The following is a 16192-nucleotide window of genomic DNA, read 5'->3' on the forward strand; positions in this document are numbered from 1 at the left end:
AAAATCGGCACTAAGATTTTTACAATTTTAACAACAATCTTTACGAAAACAGCCTTTAATAAAGCTCTTTTCTTTTAAAGAAGAGTACCAAGAATTATTCATTACATGGATGATACTTGGTACTCTTTTTTTGTTTCAATTATCTGTTTCGGTTTGTTTCGAAATGAAACACGAAACAAATTTACCATCGTTACAATGGGATTAATAAGGACTTTTAAGGGTTGGCATGAAAATTGCATTAATAAGAGTAAAGAATTTTAAAAATTATCGTTAAGGGGAGAATCGAATGTTTAAAGAAAAGATGGATTTACGATTACCAGGACCTGTGCAAGTACCAAAAGAAATTCAAATAGCGATGCAACAAAGCTTTGATCATCCAATGATGGACTATCGGAATCCTGTTTTCCAAGAGGTATTACAGGAAACAATCGAAAAATCAAAGATGATTTTCCAAACCAAAAATCTTATAATTCCGCTTACATCAAGTGGAGCCTCCGCATTAGAAACGGCCATTATCAATACTGTTGGCCCTAATGATACAATCATTCTTTGTGTTGTCGGTTATTTTGGGGAATACCTGCAAGGGATTACGAATCATATAGGCTGCAAGGTGGTCCGTGTGGAAGCTGAGTGGGGAGAAATTGTTGATCCAGAGGATGTTCGTAAGGCGTTAAAAGAGAACCCAGAAGCAAAGGCTGTTTTTGCAACCCATTGTGAAACCTCTACATCCGCAATCAATAATATCCAAGCAATTGCCGCAATCGTTAAAGAAACTGAGGCCATTTTTATGGTGGATGCTGTTAGTTCGATTGTCGGCACACCATTATATATGGACGAATGGGGAATTGATATTGTCGCAACCGGTGGACAAAAAGCACTCATGCTCCCTCCAGGTATCGCTCTTATCACAATGAGTGAGAAAGCTTGGAAGGTGATTGAAAACCAGCATTGTCCATCTTTCTATTTTGATCTAAAGGAATATAAAAAAGGGTTAGAATCTGGGGTGGGAACTCCTTATACACCGAACATTGCTCTGGTTTGTGGTTTAAGAGAAGCATGCAACATGATTGAAAGAGGTGGAGGAATTGAAAATGAATTCAAGCGCCATGCTGGACTCCGTGATATGACACGTGCTGGCGTCCGGGCACTGGGACTTGAATTACTAGTAGACGATTCCGCAGCAAGCCCAACCTTAACAGCTGTTAAATTAGACAACGCGGATGAATTCCGAAAAATGATGCGAGAGGAGTTCCACATTGCCCTTGGAGGAGGACTAGGAAAAGTGAAAAATAAAATTCTTAGACTAGGGCATATGGGATATACGGATGCGGCAGATATGTTGAAGATGTTTGCGGCGATGGAGCTGGCGCTTAAGAAAAGCGGGCATGAGGTTGAGCTTGGAGCTGGCGTATCCGGTGCTCAAAGGCATTGGCTAGAGAATCCTTATTGTTAGAAAATTCCTTTCCTAAGGAGGGATGGGATGGGTGAATATTATTGAGAAAGCTTTAGCTAAAAAGGCCCAACTTGATTCGGTTATTCCTGGAGAACGAATCAGATTCGTTCCAGATATTCTGTTGTTATCAGGTGATAGCATTTTAAGTATAATAGAAGAATTTTATGACTTAGAGTATGAGAAGGTCCTTCAGCCCTCTTCAACTTTTATTGTACAGAACCCACTCAATAACAGTGTGGAAGTTATTTGTTTCAGTAAGAAGTATGGTGTGGAGTTGTTGGAGCGAGAAAGTACTGTATCTATACAGGTGGAATCTCTGAGAGAAATGGTGATTACTGGTGTTGAAGGCGAGATTGGTGCCTTTGGTAGCATTGGTGCGATTTCAGTTAAGGTTTCTCCAGCAGCAATGGCTAAATGTTTAGGCAAGGGGACCATCGAATTCACAATTCCAGAGACCATTTATATTGAGCTAAGTGGAGTATTGAACGGGAAACAGAAGGTGGAACGGCTTTGTGACTACTTGATGGACTATTTTAATGATAGTTTGGTCGGATATGGGATTATTTTAAGTGGAGAAGCACTCGAACAGCTTGATATAGAAGAAAAGCGAAAGCTTACAACCTTTTTATATGAGCTTGGCGGAGCAATTGGGATGATTTCCCCGTCAGGACCTCTTGGTCAGGTTGAAAGTGTAGTAAAAATCAACACTCTACAAATTCCAGATAAAAATAGTGTTTAATTAGAATGAAGGAAATATTTCGGAATAATTATCTAATTTTTCTTAACATTTAGACACAATCGATTAGAATAGAATTAAGGATTGTCTCAAAAAAGGGAAATTAGAGGTGTTTTGAATATGTCGAAAATTGCTATTCTATCTCCAATTGATGAAATCATTCCTGTGGCAAAAGAGGCATGCAGGAAAACGGGCGAAAACTTCCTCGTACGAAAAGTGAATTTTGATGAAGCGATTGCCACGGCAAAGCGACTTGTAAAGAGTGGTACGGAGATTATTATTAGCCGAGGAACCTTAGGCTTAAAAATTATTGAATCCAATCTAGATATTCCCGTCGTTCAAATTCCCATAACCGGATATGATTTATTGCGAACCATAGTCGAGGCGCAAAAATTAGGAGATAAAATTGGTATTGCTGACACAGCGGTAATTCTAGAAGGGGTTGAGGCGATTGAATCGGCATTGGGAATCACCATTGAAAAATATGTGATTCAGTCGGTGGAGGAAGTTGAAAAGGCTGTTCATAGTTTGGTGGATAAAAACATTGATGTTCTAATCGGAAAAAGTGTTTTCATTAAGAACGTACCAAATCCAAATGTAAAAACTGTGGTCCTTAGCTCCGGAGTAGAATCGGTTATTCAAGCAATTCAAGAGGCAAAGAGTTTGCTTGAAGTTCGCCATACTGAAGAGCAACGGACGAAACAACTTCAAGCCATCCTTGATTTTATAGCGGATGGGGTTATCGCTGTTGATGAGAAGGGGATTATTACAGTCTGCAATCCTTCTGCGCGAAGGATTCTGAACATTCCGTATGAAAGAGTGATTGGCAAACGAATTGATGATATCCTCCTTAACTCGAGGATGGGGAAGGTTATCACAACTGGAAAAGAAGAACTAAATCGAATTCAAGATGAAAACGGTGTCAAGATTATTACCAATCGAATCCCAATTCTTCATGAGAATAAGGTTTTTGGAGCGGTTTGTACCTTCCAAGAGTTACAGAAACTTCAACAACAAGAACAAGAAATTCGGAAGAAGTTACTGCACCGAGGCCATGTTACGAAGTATGATCTCGAGAATATTGTTGGAAAAAGCCGCTCCTATCAAAATGCCATTGAAAAGGTGAAAAAGTATTCTCAAGTAGACTCCACCGTTTTATTGACTGGGGAAACAGGTGTGGGAAAGGAAGTTTTCGCCCATTTAATTCATAGCTTAAGCAAACGTGCGGATGGTCCCTTTGTTGCAGTGAACTGTGCAGCCATTCCGAAAAATTTACTGGAAAGTGAACTATTCGGCTACGTAGATGGTGCTTTTACAGGTGCTCGAAAGGGAGGGAAAACAGGTCTTTTTGAATTAGCCCATCAAGGAACCATCTTTCTTGATGAAATCGGTGAGTTAGCAGAATCCGTTCAGGCACAGCTTTTAAGGGTTCTTCAAGAAGGAGAGGTCATGCGCATTGGGGATGAGAGGGTTATTCCTATCAATATCCGGGTCATTGCCGCTTCTAACCGAGACTTCGAGGATATGGTCGAAGATGGGAAATTTCGTGCTGACCTCTACTATCGCTTAAATATTTTAGATATCCTGATTCCGCCATTACGACAAAGGAAAGAAGACCTACCACTTTTATGTAGCCACTTTATTGGAGAATTAGAACAAAGTATTCATAAAAATATCACGGGGTTTGATAGTGAAGCAATGGAGGTTCTCCAAAGCTATCATTGGCCTGGAAATATACGTCAGCTACGTAATATTGTCGAAAGATCAATGATCCTTTCTCATGGGGAGGTTATTAATAAAGAAACCGTCCTACTTGCTGGTGGGAAAGACTTTCTCCAGTTAAAAACAAAGCGGCAAGAGCAGATCAACGAAGAAAAACAAGATAATGGGAAGCTACAAGAATATGAAAGAGAGTATATTCTTGATGTCCTCAATCAGGTAAACGGAAATAAGACGGAAGCAGCGAAAATATTAGGGATTGGTCGAACTACATTATGGAGAAAGATTAATAATTAATAAAAGGAGAATATTTATGACAGAGACTATGGCACGACCTCCTTTAGATAAAAATATCATCTCTAGGCTAGAGGAGATTTTTGGTGAGGAACGTGTATTAACAAGGAACACAGATATGATTACGTATTCCTACGATGCTTCATTTGAAACACAACTGAACCCTAGAAAACCAGAGGTTGCAGTCATTGCTCTATCGACTGAAGAAGTAAGCCAGTGTGTAAAATTAGCAAATGAGCATAATATCCCTATCTATCCAAGAGGGGCTGCCACTGGGCAAACAGGTGGAGCGGTTTCAACCAAGGGTGGAATTGTGATTGATCTATCAAAAATGAATCGAATTTTAGATATTGATCATCGTAATATGCAGGTCATCATTGAGCCTGGAGTCGTACAAAATGATTTGAACGAGGCTTTGAAACCATACGGGTTGCGTTTTCCACCAGACCCAGGAAGTGCAAATATGTGTACAGTTGGCGGGATGGTGTCAAATAACTCAAGTGGGTTGAGAGCGGTAAAGTATGGAGTAACAAGGCATTATGTACTTGGAATGGAAGTAGTCCTTCCAACAGGAGAGGTCATCGTAACTGGGGGAGCAAAATCTAAGGCGTTGAAATCAGTTTCTGGTTATGATTTGGCCCATTTAATGATTGGATCTGAAGGTACATTAGGGATTGTGACGAGACTTCGCTTAAAGCTTCTGCCACTACCGGTAACCCGAGGCATTGTTCTTTGTTCTTTTAAGCAATTGGAAGATGCAGGTGCCGCGGTAAATGCTGTGTTTTCATCAGGGCTGCAGCCATCGGCCATTGAAATCATGGACTTTAATTGTACGAAAGCTGTCAATATGATGAAACCAGAATTAAATCTACCGATTGATAATGAAGCCATCCTTGTATTCGAGGTAGATGGGGCGAAGGAGGAAGTATCTTCGCAAGTAACCCGCTTAAAAAAGGTTGTTGAAACCTATGCTAGTTATACTAGATTCAGCGATGAACCAGAAGAGTGTGAAAAGCTTTGGCAGGCAAGGAAGCTTGTCGGTGCCGCAGTAGGTCTGTTAAAGCCAGGAGGCTTCCGTGTATACGGAGGCGAGGATATTTGTGTACCGATTTCAAGACTTCCAGAAACCTTGCGTGAGATTCATAATATTGCTGATCGATACGGAATTGTCTGTGGAATTTACGGGCATGTAGGGGATGGGAATTTGCATACCGGTCCAGTAGTTAACAGCAATAACGAAGTGGAAATGGAAAATGTTCAAAAAATGATTGATGATATCCATGATCTTGCAATCAAAATGGAGGGCACCACCACTGCCGAACATGGGGTAGGAATTGTTCGCGCGAAGTATATGGATGTGGAGCATGGTCCAGCAATGGACATTATGCGTGCAATTAAAAAAACACTTGATCCGAACAATATATTAAATCCAGGGAAAATGGCACTCCCGAACTAGGCAGAAGGCGAGGTGAAAAACTTTGAAACTACTAACACCTGAAGAGTCAATGTATACTTGCGTACGTTGTGGAGCATGTCGCGGCGTATGTCCAACCTTGAATATTACTGGACGTGAAGCAGATGGACCTAGAGGCAGGGTATTAATGGCCCGTAGTGTTCTAGAAGGAGAAATTCCTGTAAACCAAGAAATTAAGGAACAGTTGGACCGTTGTCTTCTTTGTTCGGCCTGTGTAGACGCCTGTCCAATGGATGTCCAGGTTCCAGACATTATAATGATGGCAAAAGAACAAATCGCCGCGGCAACGGAAATGAACTCATTCCATGAGCGGAGCGTGAAAATCGATACAAGTCAGAACGATATTAAAAGAACTGCAAAGCCGGTACGAAGTGTAAAAGACTTCTTTTTTGATAAGGTATTAGGAGACCAAAAGAATCTTAACAAAGTAGGGAATTTGTTATGGATGTATCAAAAAAGTGGTCTCCAAAAGGTAACAAGAGCGGTCGGTATTATGAAGTTTTTCCCAGAGCAAATGCAACAAATGGAACGAATCATGCCAGAGATTTTGCCACCTTCAAAGCGAAAGCACCACCCTGAATATACACCGAGGGCAAACGATAATAAGGAAACCCGAGGTCGAGTCGCATTTTTCCAAGGGTGTATAATGGACGTAATGTTCCGAGATACAAATGATAATTCAATAAAGCTGCTTTCTAAAGCAGGTTTTGATGTCGTCACTCCACAGGCACAGGTGTGCTGCGGTGCCTTGCACCATCATAGCGGGAAATCCGATAAAGCGATTGAATTAGCAAAAGCCAATATTGCTGCATTTGAGAATGCAAATGTCGATTACATTATTACAAATGCTGGTGGATGTGGTGCAGCATTAGTTGAGTACGAGGAATTTTTCCGTGATGATCCAGCTTGGTTAGAGAGAGCGAAAAAGTTTTCCGAAAAAATTCGTGACATCAGTGAAATTGTCGTTGAAAAAGGTGAATTACCAGAGTTAGCTGGACGTGGAGAACGCGTCACCTATCAACCTTCCTGTCATTTGCAATATGTTATGAAGGTCAAGGATGCTCCTGCTAAACTAGTAAAAAAGGTTCCTAATGCCGAATATGTTGACCTTCCTGAGAAAAAATATTGCTGTGGGTCAGCAGGAATTTATAACATGCTTCAGCCTGAGTTAGCGAATGAAATCTTGGATAAGAAAATGGAGAAAGTAAAAGAAACCAATTCAGCCGTACTAATTACCGCCAATCCCGGCTGTTATCTGCAAATGAAATTAGGCGTTTATCGGGAAGGAATGGAAAGCGTCATCGAGACAAAACATGTAGTCGATTATTTAGTTGAATCGATTGAAAGAGCAGAAGCAAAGAGCCCAAATTAAAAAAAGTGTTGGAACCAAACACAAATTGCCCAAGGAAATATCCTTGGGTTATTTCAATTATAATGGCTGTGTTAATGTATTCACATCTTGATTGGAGCGGATATCAACAGCCACCTTGGACAGAGCTTTTTATGGCCGATTTTGGTTAAAAGAGCCTTAAAAATTAAAAAGTTTGACAACTAAATCAAAGGAATCTATGATTTAATTGTATACTGTATACACATTCCGTAAGAATAGTATAAGAATAGAGAGAAGCGAGGGATCGAATTGGGTTTAAACATTCCTGAACCTTTATATCAACAAGCATATAGGGAGTTAAAGAAACTTATCGTTACGGGGAAACTACAACCAGGTGAAAAAGTGATCATGTCAAAGCTGGCTGATCAGTATGAGATTAGTAGAACACCGCTGAGGGAGGCTTTACGACAGCTTCAATCTGAGGGATTAATCATCCAAGAGCATTCAACTATGCGAATTGTTGAAATCAATAAAGAAGATTTTCTTCATCTCTATCAAACACGGATTGTTTTAGAAAAAGAAGTGATCAAATCCATTGTAACCTTAATTCCAGAAGAAGATTTCCCTGAAATTGAAGCTGTACTGACTGAATCGGGAACGGCGATACAAGAGGGGGATCCTTTTAAAATTCTGGAACTAAATACCCAATTTCATGAATTACTCATGAATTATTGTCCAAATCCAAGAATGATTCAATTATTAAATTATGTCCGATCATTATTGTTAATTTATCGAGCGAATATTAATAAAAAAGCAAAAAATAACATGGAGATTTACGAGGAGCATAAAGAAATAATAGAGGCCCTAAAAGCTAGGGATATAGAAAAGTCCATCCAGGTGGTTGAAACTCATATGCTTAATGACCAAAAAAGAGGTTTAGAAGATCTATAGAAGAGAGCAAACATTTCCCCTAGAGATGTTTGCTTTTTTATTTGCTTCAGAATAATAAATTTAATTTTTAGAAAATTCAATTGACTTTTAAAATCACGCCCATTACAATAAAGGCGTATCCTGTATACAGTATACATATAAAGCGAAGAGAAGAAGGATAAAAATAGAAAAGTGAAGTGAGGAAAAGGAGGTTTTTTTATTGGGTCCTCTAAGAGGAGCGAAAATATTGGATGCATCTCAAATCATGGCAGGTCCATATTGTACGATGGTCCTTGCTGATTTGGGTGCTGAGGTGACAAAAATTGAAAAACTCCAAGGTGGAGATGATTCTCGTCAGATGGGACCATTTGTCAATGGAGAATCTACTTGTTTTTACCAGATCAATCGAAATAAAAAAAGTATCGCCCTTGATTTAAAATCAGAAGAAGGAAAAGAAGTTTTTTATGAGTTGATAAAGGAAGCAGATGTTTTTGTTGAGAACTTTCGACCAGGGGTAACGAAATCCTTAGGAATCGATTATGAAAAGGTAAAAGAACTTAATCAGGGGATTATCTATTGTTCAATCTCAGGTTATGGTCAAACGGGACCATACTCGCATAAAGGTGGGTTTGATCTTGTTGCCCAAGGGTTGACAGGGCTAATGAGTATGACAGGGGAGCCGGTGGGACGCCCATTAAAATCGGGTATTGCCGTTTATGATATTGGCGCAGGAATCACCGCGGTTTATACGATTTTGGCTGCCTATATCCATAAGTTGAAAACTGGAAAAGGACAAATGGTTGATATTTCATTAGCCGAAATTGGACTCCCATGGTTTACATGGGAAGCGGCAGCGTATTTTTCTAATCAAACAATCCCGCAACCAACAGGTCATAGACACCGTGTATCCGCACCTTATCAGGCAATTAAAGCCAAAGATGCTTATATGATGATTGGCTGTGCAAACCAACGAACTTGGGAGAAGCTCTGTAATCACGTGCTCGGAAAACCTGAATGGGTGAGAGATGAGCGATATTTAACCAATTCGCTTCGTCATGTTCATGTTGAGGAATTAGAGCGTGAAATTGAAGAAATCACCATGGAGAAAGATAGCTCTTACTGGATTGAGAAATGTGAGCAGGCTGGGGTTCCAGCCGGTCCAATTAATAACTTTGGTGAAGCGTTGAATAATGAGCATTATCTAGCGAGGGATATGATAAAAGAGTTAGAACATCCAGTCATAGGGAAAATGAAGGTAATTGGTTCTCCTACAAAATTCTCTGAAACAGAAGTAGAGATCAACACTCCGGCACCGCTTCATGGACAACATAGTGAAACCGTTCTTCAAGAGATAGGGTACTCTTCGGAGAAAATTCAAAGATTAATAGAACAAGGGATAGTAAAACAATACTCGCAAACAGTTCAAAAATAACAAGTGGGGGGATGGACCTGGTGAGTAAAACGGATCAAAAGAAAGTTTATTTGCAAGTGGAAAATGGTGTAGGAACCATCTACATTAATCGTCCTGAAAAAAGAAATGCACTGACCTACGATATGTGGATCGATCTAGCTCAGTTAGTTGACCAGTGTAATGATAATAAGGATGTAAAGGTAATGGTTTTCCGCAGTACAACCGAGGTTGCATTTTCGGCAGGTGCCGATATTGGCGAGTTTAAAACAGTCCGTTACACAGCAGAGGGTGCAGAAAAGTATAACGATGCAACTATGATCCTCGAGGAGAAAATTGCAAAAAGCCCTAAACCAAGTATTGCCATGATTTCTGGGTTTTGTGTAGGTGGAGGATGTGAAATTTCCGTTGCTTGTGATTTCCGTTTCTCGGACGAATCAGGTCGTTTCGGAATTACACCGGCAAAACTCGGGTTGATATACAATACACCAGGTACGAAAAATCTCGTTGATTTAGTCGGTCCTTCAAACGCCAAGGATATTTTATTTACAGGAAGAATCGTCGATACAGAAGAAGCTCTCCAAATGGGCCTTATTAACCGAATCATAGCAAAATCTGAACTCGAAGAACGAACATACGAATTTGCCCACCTTATCTGTAGAAACGCGCAAATGTCTGTAAGAGGTTCTAAAACCATCATAAACCGGGTTCTTAGTGGTGATGTATCAGATTCTGAAGAAATATCTGAACTAGTTTTGGAATCGTTCGTTTCAGAAGATTATCGTGAAGGGGTTAGTGCTTTTCTTGAGAAGAGAAAACCAAATTTCAAATTTTCGTAGTTTAACACAGCAATGATTGTTTCTTTTTGAAACAGGCATTATGATATCGGCCGATTCATATTGGAACAAAAGTAATATCCCTTCACTTTTATGTAACCATAGAACAAGGTTTCTACGTTTGGCACAATAATTGCATAATTAATAATTAGAAAATTACTAAAATTACAAAAAGAGATTCCTTATGGGGGTGACCTAACAATTTTAGTATAGGTGGTAAATGACAGCGCTTTCCGAGGTAGCGTTAAAATGTGAGAAATCATAGCCGAGAGTGAAAGAAAAAGGTAAGTGAAGAATTATAAAAATGGGGGTAAATTATGAGGATAAAAAGGTTATCATTTTTAATTATTCTACTAGCATTTGCAATGTTATTAACGGCGTGTAACTCAAACGAAACGGGCTCTTCTTCTGAAGGGGAAGGCGGAAAGGATAATAATTATCCTGAGAGACAAATTGAAGTTGTCGTTGGTTTTGGAGCAGGTGGAGGAAGTGACAATTTCGCTCGTGCCATTACAAAGGAATTACAAGAGATTCTCGGTGTAAATATAAATGTTGTCAATATGCCGGGTGCCGCTGGAATCCCTTCTGCTGATTATGTAGCCAGAAAGCCAGCAGATGGATATACGATTTGGTCCATGACTTCCAACCATCCTGTCAATATTGCATCTGGTTCAGAACCAAACGATATGAGCGTATTTAAGTCAATTGGCCGTGTGCAGAACGATACGATGACACTGCAGGTAAAAAGTGACGGTAAATTTAAAGATATCGATGATTTAATTGCTCAAGCAAAAGCAAAGCCCGGTGAAATTACTGTCGGTGGAACAGGAGCAAAGGGATTTGATGAACTAGTTTTAGCTCAGTTTGAAGCAGCGACGGGAACTGATTTTAACTATGTATCTTTTGATGGATCTGGAGAAATGACAGCAGCTTTACTCGGTGGTCATATTGATGTCATTGCGGAAGAACCAGGGCCATCCGTGGCACAATTAGAGGATGGATCCATTAAAATGTTGATTGCCTTTACGGATACTAAAATGGAAGGCTTTGAAGATGTTCCAATTTCAACTGATCTAGGTATTGATGTTACTGATGGACAAGGTCGAGGATTTATGGTCCATAAGGATACACCACCTGAAATCGTGGAAGTGTTAGAAAAAGCGTTGGAAGAAGCAAAGGATGCTTCAGATTACAAGGAATATGAAAAAGCAAGCTATCTACATCTTCGTGATGGCTGGTTAGGTTCTGAGGAATACGATGCTGAACTAGAGAAATTAATTGGGACCTATAAAAAGATTTTAGAGAACTAGTAAAAGTAGATAGAAAGGCAGGGGAACCTGCCTTTCTATATTCCATTAAGGGGAGGAAAGACATGTTACTAGAACGATATATTTCTATTGTCATGATCGCCTTTTCGCTGTTTTTTCTGGTGATGTCATTTCAAATTGAAAATCGAGCCGGGGATTTAATAGCACCAGGTTCATGGCCGGCAGCGCTAATGATTATCATGCTGGTATTGTCAATTGTATTATTTATAAAAACGTTCTCAAATAAGAGAAATCTGGTGAAAACAGCAAACGAAGAGGCTGAAGATTTAGCTAACGAAGAGGAAAATTTAGTTTATCCTAAAAAGTTTTTCTTTTTACTAGGTGCGCTTATTGGATATACCCTTCTGCTGGAGTATGTAGGGTTCATTATTGATACAGTGGTCTTTATCTTTGTTTTGTCCCTAATCTTTGGGATTAAGAACTGGACACGGGGTCTTCTGACTGGTTTGTTAGCTACTGCTGGTGCAGTTGTTCTATTCCCCATTTTACTAAACACACCATTTCCAAGAGGAGTAGGTATTTTTAGTACATTTAGTTTACTGTTCTATTAATCTTATATCACTACTAATTAAAAAGAGGTGAACTTGATGATTGATGGCCTGTTAGGAGGAATAGGGAATTTACTGGACCCGTTCAATCTTCTTATTTTAATAGCCGGGATTCTCTTGGGCTTTATCGGCGGTGGGATTCCCGGGATAAGCGGTACAATGTTGGTAATAATTCTTTTACCCGTCAGCTATGCAATGGATCCAACAGCTGCTTTCCTACTATTAACATCCATATATGCGACTTCTGTATTCTCCGGAAGTATAAGCGCCATTCTTTTCCGGACACCTGGAACACCTGAAGCGGTGGCGACTGTTTTTGATGGCTACCCAATGGCTCAAAAAGGAGAAGGAGGGAAAGCTTTAGGTGTTTCCATCTTTAGTTCTGCGACTGGAGGGGTAATAGGGACAATTGTTTTAATCTTCTTGACACCTCTATTAGCTACATTTGCATTAAGCTTTTCTGCCCCTGAATACTTTGCCTTAGCATTAATGGGGTTAACAGTGGTTGCTTCTTTGAGTGCAGGAAATCTAGTTAAAGGGTTTATTGGAGTTGCATTTGGTTTATTCATTGCAACTATTGGTCTAGATTCAATGACAGGGACTCCCCGGTTCACATTCGGATCAGGTCAGTTAATGTCTGGAATTGACTTTATCCCAGTATTGATTGGTTTATTTGCTATATCAGAAGTTCTTCGGCAAGTTCAAAAAAGACCAAGGCAAACCTCGAAGCAGAAGGTTAGGACCGAGCTTCCTAGTTGGGGATTAATGAAGCGGATTTCGAATGTTATTGGTAGGTCCTCCCTATTGGGGATTTTCATTGGTATTTTGCCGGGTATCGGTGCTACAACTGCGGCAATGTTAAGCTACAGTGAAGCAGCACGTTGGTCAAAAAAGCCTGAGGAATTCGGAACAGGGATCCCAGAAGGTGTTGCCGCTCCTGAATCGGCAAATAATGCCGCTGCTATGGGAGCCATGGTTCCCTTACTTTCATTGGGGATTCCAGGGAGTGCTACAACAGCCATTTTACTTGGGGCATTTATTCTCCATGGAATTCAGCCAGGCCCACTAATGTTTCAAACCCAAGGCTCGTTAGTTTACACCATCTTAATTGGGCTATTATTTGCCAATTTATTAATCCTATTGATAGCAAAGCCGTTTATCTCCGTTTTTTCTAAAATATTACGAGTCCCGTACTCGATTATTGGCCCGCTAATTGTACTTTTTTGTATCATAGGAACTTTTGCAGTTAGAAATTCAATTTTTGATGTTGGCGTTATGTTGTTATTCGGTGTAATTGGGTATTTCCTAGAAAATGCAAAGTTCCCGCTTGCCCCAATTGTATTAGGGGTTGTTTTAGGACCGATTGCAGAAGACCAATTTAGAAGAGCCATGCAAATGGCTAATAATGACTTTACGATTTTCTTCACACGCCCAATCAGCTTGGTTTTATTACTTCTTGCGGTAACTAGTATCATTTATCCTTTACTTAAAAAATGGATCAATTACAGAAGAGGGAAACTTAGGGGCGATAAAACAATTGCGTCGTAACCATAAAATTGGAGGTACATGAAAATGCTGTATGAATTAGATGGGATGAGGCCGAAGGTGGACGAATCCGTATACTTAGCTCCTGGTACTTATTTAATTGGTGATATAACTTTGGAGAAGGATGTATCCATTTGGTTTAATTCTGTTCTTCGAGCGGAGAATGATTCGATAACAATTAAAAGTGGTAGTAATGTACAGGAAGGAACAACCATCCATGTTGATGAAGGGCATCCAGTGCGTATTGGTAAAAATGTAACCATCGGGCACAACTGTATCATTCATGGTTGTACCATTGAGGATGGTGCTCTAATTGGAATGGGTGCAATTATCCTGAATGGGGCCCATATTAAAAAGGGCGCAGTTGTTGCAGCAGGAGCAGTTGTCGGAGAAAATAAGGTTATTGAAGAAGGAATCCTTGCAGCAGGAGTACCGGCCAAACCATTAAAACCGATAAATGATAGCTTAAAACAAAGGATCCTTGAAGGAGCTAAACACTATCAAAGAAATGGAAAAAGATTTAGAGATGCCGGAATTATTGCTAAAGAATAGATTTCTATCTCATTGGAATTTTTTTAAGAGTGATTAATAGGGATGGTGGTTTATTGTGCTGAAAACAAGTTTTCTGGCCAAGCCACCATTTTTTACTTTCTTTTTCGTTTTATGTTAGAATATACTGAAAATACATACTTTTCAATAGACATGACATGATAGGGGGATCACGATGAGTAACACTAGTAAAGGAGATGTCATCTCGCTTCAAAACATCGTCTGGCATCGAAATGGCAAAGATATTTTAAAAAACGTTTCATGGGACGTGCAAAGTGGGGAACACTGGGCGTTACTCGGATTAAATGGCTCCGGTAAAACGTCCATATTAAAGATGATTACGGGATACCAATGGCCAAATGGCGGGGAAATATCGGTGTTGGGAAATCTATTCGGAAAGACCAATATCCCTGAATTGAGAAAATCAATCGGTTGGGTAAGTTCGTCATTAGATGATCAATACCAGTCCCGTCCAAGTGATACGACACTAGAAGTAGTTTTGAGTGGAAAATTTGCCTCGATTGGTTTGTATGAAGAAATTACCGAACAGGATGTAGAAATAGCGACAGAGTTTCTACAAAAATTTAGAATTAGGCATCTAGCAAATCAATTAGTTTCTTCTTTATCTCAAGGAGAAAGAAGGAAAGCCATGATTGCACGCGCCTTAATGTCGTCTCCGAAACTATTAATATTGGATGAGCCTTGTAACGGCCTTGATATCTATTCTAAGGAAGAATTACTTTCAACCATTGATGAGATGGTTGTAACTCCTGGTGGACCGACCCTTTTATACGTGACCCATCATATTGAAGAGATTGTTCCTTCTATTACCAATGCATTGTTGATTCGGTCTGGTGAGGTTGTGGCCAGTGGGCACAAATCATCAACGCTAACCGAATCTTTATTAGAACAAACATTTCGTGTCCCAATCTCATTAGTATGGGAAAATGGGCGTCCTTGGATTCGGATTAAATCCTACGCAGAGAAAAGATAATTAACCACAAATAAGCCTCCAAAAACGAAATGGTTTTTGGAGGCCTTTTTAAGTGATTGCTGAACACAGCGTTTGCGCTTATTGTTAATTTCTATCTCCACCGAGAATGTCAAATAATCCCCCGATTCCTCCTTCTCCCTTCGAGGCTCCTCCTGTTTGTGGAGCAGCGGCAAAAACTCTGCTTGCTAGTCTACTGAATGGGAGGGATTGAATCCAAACGGTTCCTGGTCCACGGAGCGTAGCAAAGAATAGACCCTCACCACCAAATAACGCTGTTTTAACCCCACGCACCATTTCGATGTTATAGTCTACATTTTGGGTCATAGCAACTAGGCAACCTGTATCAATGCGGAGCACTTCTCCTGGCTCAAGAGTTCGTTTATATAGTGTTCCTCCAGCATGCACAAAAGCCATACCATCGCCTTCGAGTTTTTGCATAATGAAGCCTTCTCCGCCAAAGAAGCCTGTTCCTACTTTTCGCTGAAATTCTATCCCAACAGAAACACCCTTTGCTGCAGCTAAGAAAGCATCCTTTTGACAAACCACTTTGCCTCCAAGTTCACTTAAGTCTAAAGGAATGATTTTACCGGGATAGGGAGAGGCAAAGGAAACCCGCTTCTTTCCACTACGTTCATTTGTGAATGTCGTCATAAACAGGCTTTCACCTGTAAGGACGCGTTTTCCGGCTCCGAGGAGTTTCCCCATTAGCCCACCCTGATTGGATGAGCCATCTCCGAATACCGTTTCCATGCCGATACCATCATCCATCATCATTAAACTTCCAGCTTCAGCGATTACTGTTTCCCCTGGGTCAAGTTCTACCTGCACAAACTGCATATCGTCTCCAAATAATTCGTAATCAATTTCATGGTTATTCATCTCATCATCCCCATTTTTTCATCTACTTTCAGTAATCTGTACGAACTAGACTGGTAAAAGTTTCAAATATATTTTCGACATTTTTCTTTATTGAGGAAATAATTTATTGTTGGTAAGGTTTTATTAACTTCTAGTGCGTCCTAATGTCACTTAGGCCCAATAGATAAAG

The 16192-nt window shown here is 40.0% G+C and carries 14 protein-coding genes; 13 read left to right on the plus strand and 1 reads right to left on the minus strand.

What is annotated here, in order from left to right:
• Positions 1–286 precede the first annotated feature (286 nt).
• The 13 genes from LG336_RS11160 to LG336_RS11220 all read left to right on the plus strand — a co-directional run bounded on the left by LG336_RS11160 (position 287) and on the right by LG336_RS11220 (position 15144).
• Entirely contained in the window at positions 287–1453 is a 1167-nt protein-coding gene (locus tag LG336_RS11160) for a pyridoxal-phosphate-dependent aminotransferase family protein (protein WP_404332598.1), read from the plus strand.
• A gap of 31 nt (positions 1454–1484) precedes the next feature.
• Complete coding sequence (locus LG336_RS11165) at positions 1485–2192, plus strand: hypothetical protein (protein ID WP_404332599.1); 708 nt, start codon at positions 1485–1487, stop codon at positions 2190–2192.
• A 117-nt stretch (positions 2193–2309) separates the two neighbouring features.
• Positions 2310–4205: a sigma 54-interacting transcriptional regulator gene (locus tag LG336_RS11170; protein ID WP_404332600.1), complete on the plus strand. Its 1896-nt coding sequence runs from the start codon at positions 2310–2312 to the stop codon at positions 4203–4205.
• 16 nt (positions 4206–4221) lie between these two features.
• On the plus strand, positions 4222–5658 hold the full coding sequence (locus tag LG336_RS11175) for an FAD-binding oxidoreductase (RefSeq protein ID WP_404332601.1): 1437 nt from the start codon (positions 4222–4224) through the stop codon (positions 5656–5658).
• Between the two features lie 22 nt (positions 5659–5680).
• A complete protein-coding gene (locus LG336_RS11180) occupies positions 5681–7048 on the plus strand; it encodes a (Fe-S)-binding protein (protein ID WP_404332602.1) in 1368 nt (455 codons plus the stop codon).
• A gap of 267 nt (positions 7049–7315) precedes the next feature.
• Positions 7316–7957, plus strand: coding sequence for a GntR family transcriptional regulator (locus LG336_RS11185; RefSeq protein ID WP_404332603.1), 642 nt, complete (start codon positions 7316–7318; stop codon positions 7955–7957).
• Between the two features lie 199 nt (positions 7958–8156).
• Positions 8157–9368 carry a CaiB/BaiF CoA transferase family protein gene (locus LG336_RS11190; RefSeq protein ID WP_404332604.1) on the plus strand — a complete coding sequence of 404 codons (1212 nt, stop codon included), beginning with the start codon at positions 8157–8159 and terminating at the stop codon, positions 9366–9368.
• Positions 9369–9388: 20 nt separating this feature from the next.
• Positions 9389–10183 carry an enoyl-CoA hydratase/isomerase family protein gene (locus LG336_RS11195; protein WP_404332605.1) on the plus strand — a complete coding sequence of 265 codons (795 nt, stop codon included), beginning with the start codon at positions 9389–9391 and terminating at the stop codon, positions 10181–10183.
• A 314-nt stretch (positions 10184–10497) separates the two neighbouring features.
• Positions 10498–11490: a tripartite tricarboxylate transporter substrate binding protein gene (locus LG336_RS11200; RefSeq protein WP_404332606.1), complete on the plus strand. Its 993-nt coding sequence runs from the start codon at positions 10498–10500 to the stop codon at positions 11488–11490.
• Between the two features lie 62 nt (positions 11491–11552).
• On the plus strand, positions 11553–12059 hold the full coding sequence (locus LG336_RS11205; RefSeq protein ID WP_404332607.1) for a tripartite tricarboxylate transporter TctB family protein: 507 nt from the start codon (positions 11553–11555) through the stop codon (positions 12057–12059).
• A 36-nt stretch (positions 12060–12095) separates the two neighbouring features.
• Complete coding sequence (locus tag LG336_RS11210; protein ID WP_404332608.1) at positions 12096–13604, plus strand: tripartite tricarboxylate transporter permease; 1509 nt, start codon at positions 12096–12098, stop codon at positions 13602–13604.
• A gap of 24 nt (positions 13605–13628) precedes the next feature.
• Complete coding sequence (locus tag LG336_RS11215) at positions 13629–14153, plus strand: gamma carbonic anhydrase family protein (RefSeq protein ID WP_404332610.1); 525 nt, start codon at positions 13629–13631, stop codon at positions 14151–14153.
• Between the two features lie 172 nt (positions 14154–14325).
• Positions 14326–15144, plus strand: coding sequence for an ABC transporter ATP-binding protein (locus tag LG336_RS11220; protein WP_404332611.1), 819 nt, complete (start codon positions 14326–14328; stop codon positions 15142–15144).
• Positions 15145–15228: 84 nt separating this feature from the next.
• Here the strand turns inward: LG336_RS11220 and LG336_RS11225 are convergent, their stop codons facing one another.
• On the minus strand, positions 15229–16023 hold the full coding sequence (locus LG336_RS11225) for a TIGR00266 family protein (RefSeq protein ID WP_404332612.1): 795 nt from the start codon (positions 16021–16023) through the stop codon (positions 15229–15231).
• Positions 16024–16192 lie beyond the last annotated feature (169 nt).

Source organism: Mesobacillus maritimus (assembly GCF_044803185.1).
In the GTDB taxonomy this organism is placed as follows: Bacteria; Bacillota; Bacilli; order Bacillales; family Cytobacillaceae; genus Mesobacillus_B; species Mesobacillus_B maritimus_B.

Bases quoted from the DNA above. Each gene is read 5' to 3' on its own strand.
- LG336_RS11160 (WP_404332598.1), top strand. From the start codon at position 287: ATGTTTAAAGAAAAGATGGATTTACGATTACCAGGACCTGTGCAAGTA.
- LG336_RS11170 (WP_404332600.1), top strand. From the start codon at position 2,310: ATGTCGAAAATTGCTATTCTATCTCCAATTGATGAAATCATTCCTGTG.
- LG336_RS11175 (WP_404332601.1), top strand. From the start codon at position 4,222: ATGACAGAGACTATGGCACGACCTCCTTTAGATAAAAATATCATCTCT.
- LG336_RS11200 (WP_404332606.1), top strand. From the start codon at position 10,498: ATGAGGATAAAAAGGTTATCATTTTTAATTATTCTACTAGCATTTGCA.
- LG336_RS11205 (WP_404332607.1), top strand. From the start codon at position 11,553: ATGTTACTAGAACGATATATTTCTATTGTCATGATCGCCTTTTCGCTG.
- LG336_RS11210 (WP_404332608.1), top strand. From the start codon at position 12,096: ATGATTGATGGCCTGTTAGGAGGAATAGGGAATTTACTGGACCCGTTC.
- LG336_RS11215 (WP_404332610.1), top strand. From the start codon at position 13,629: ATGCTGTATGAATTAGATGGGATGAGGCCGAAGGTGGACGAATCCGTA.
- LG336_RS11220 (WP_404332611.1), top strand. From the start codon at position 14,326: ATGAGTAACACTAGTAAAGGAGATGTCATCTCGCTTCAAAACATCGTC.
- LG336_RS11225 (WP_404332612.1), bottom strand. From the start codon at position 16,023: ATGAATAACCATGAAATTGATTACGAATTATTTGGAGACGATATGCAG.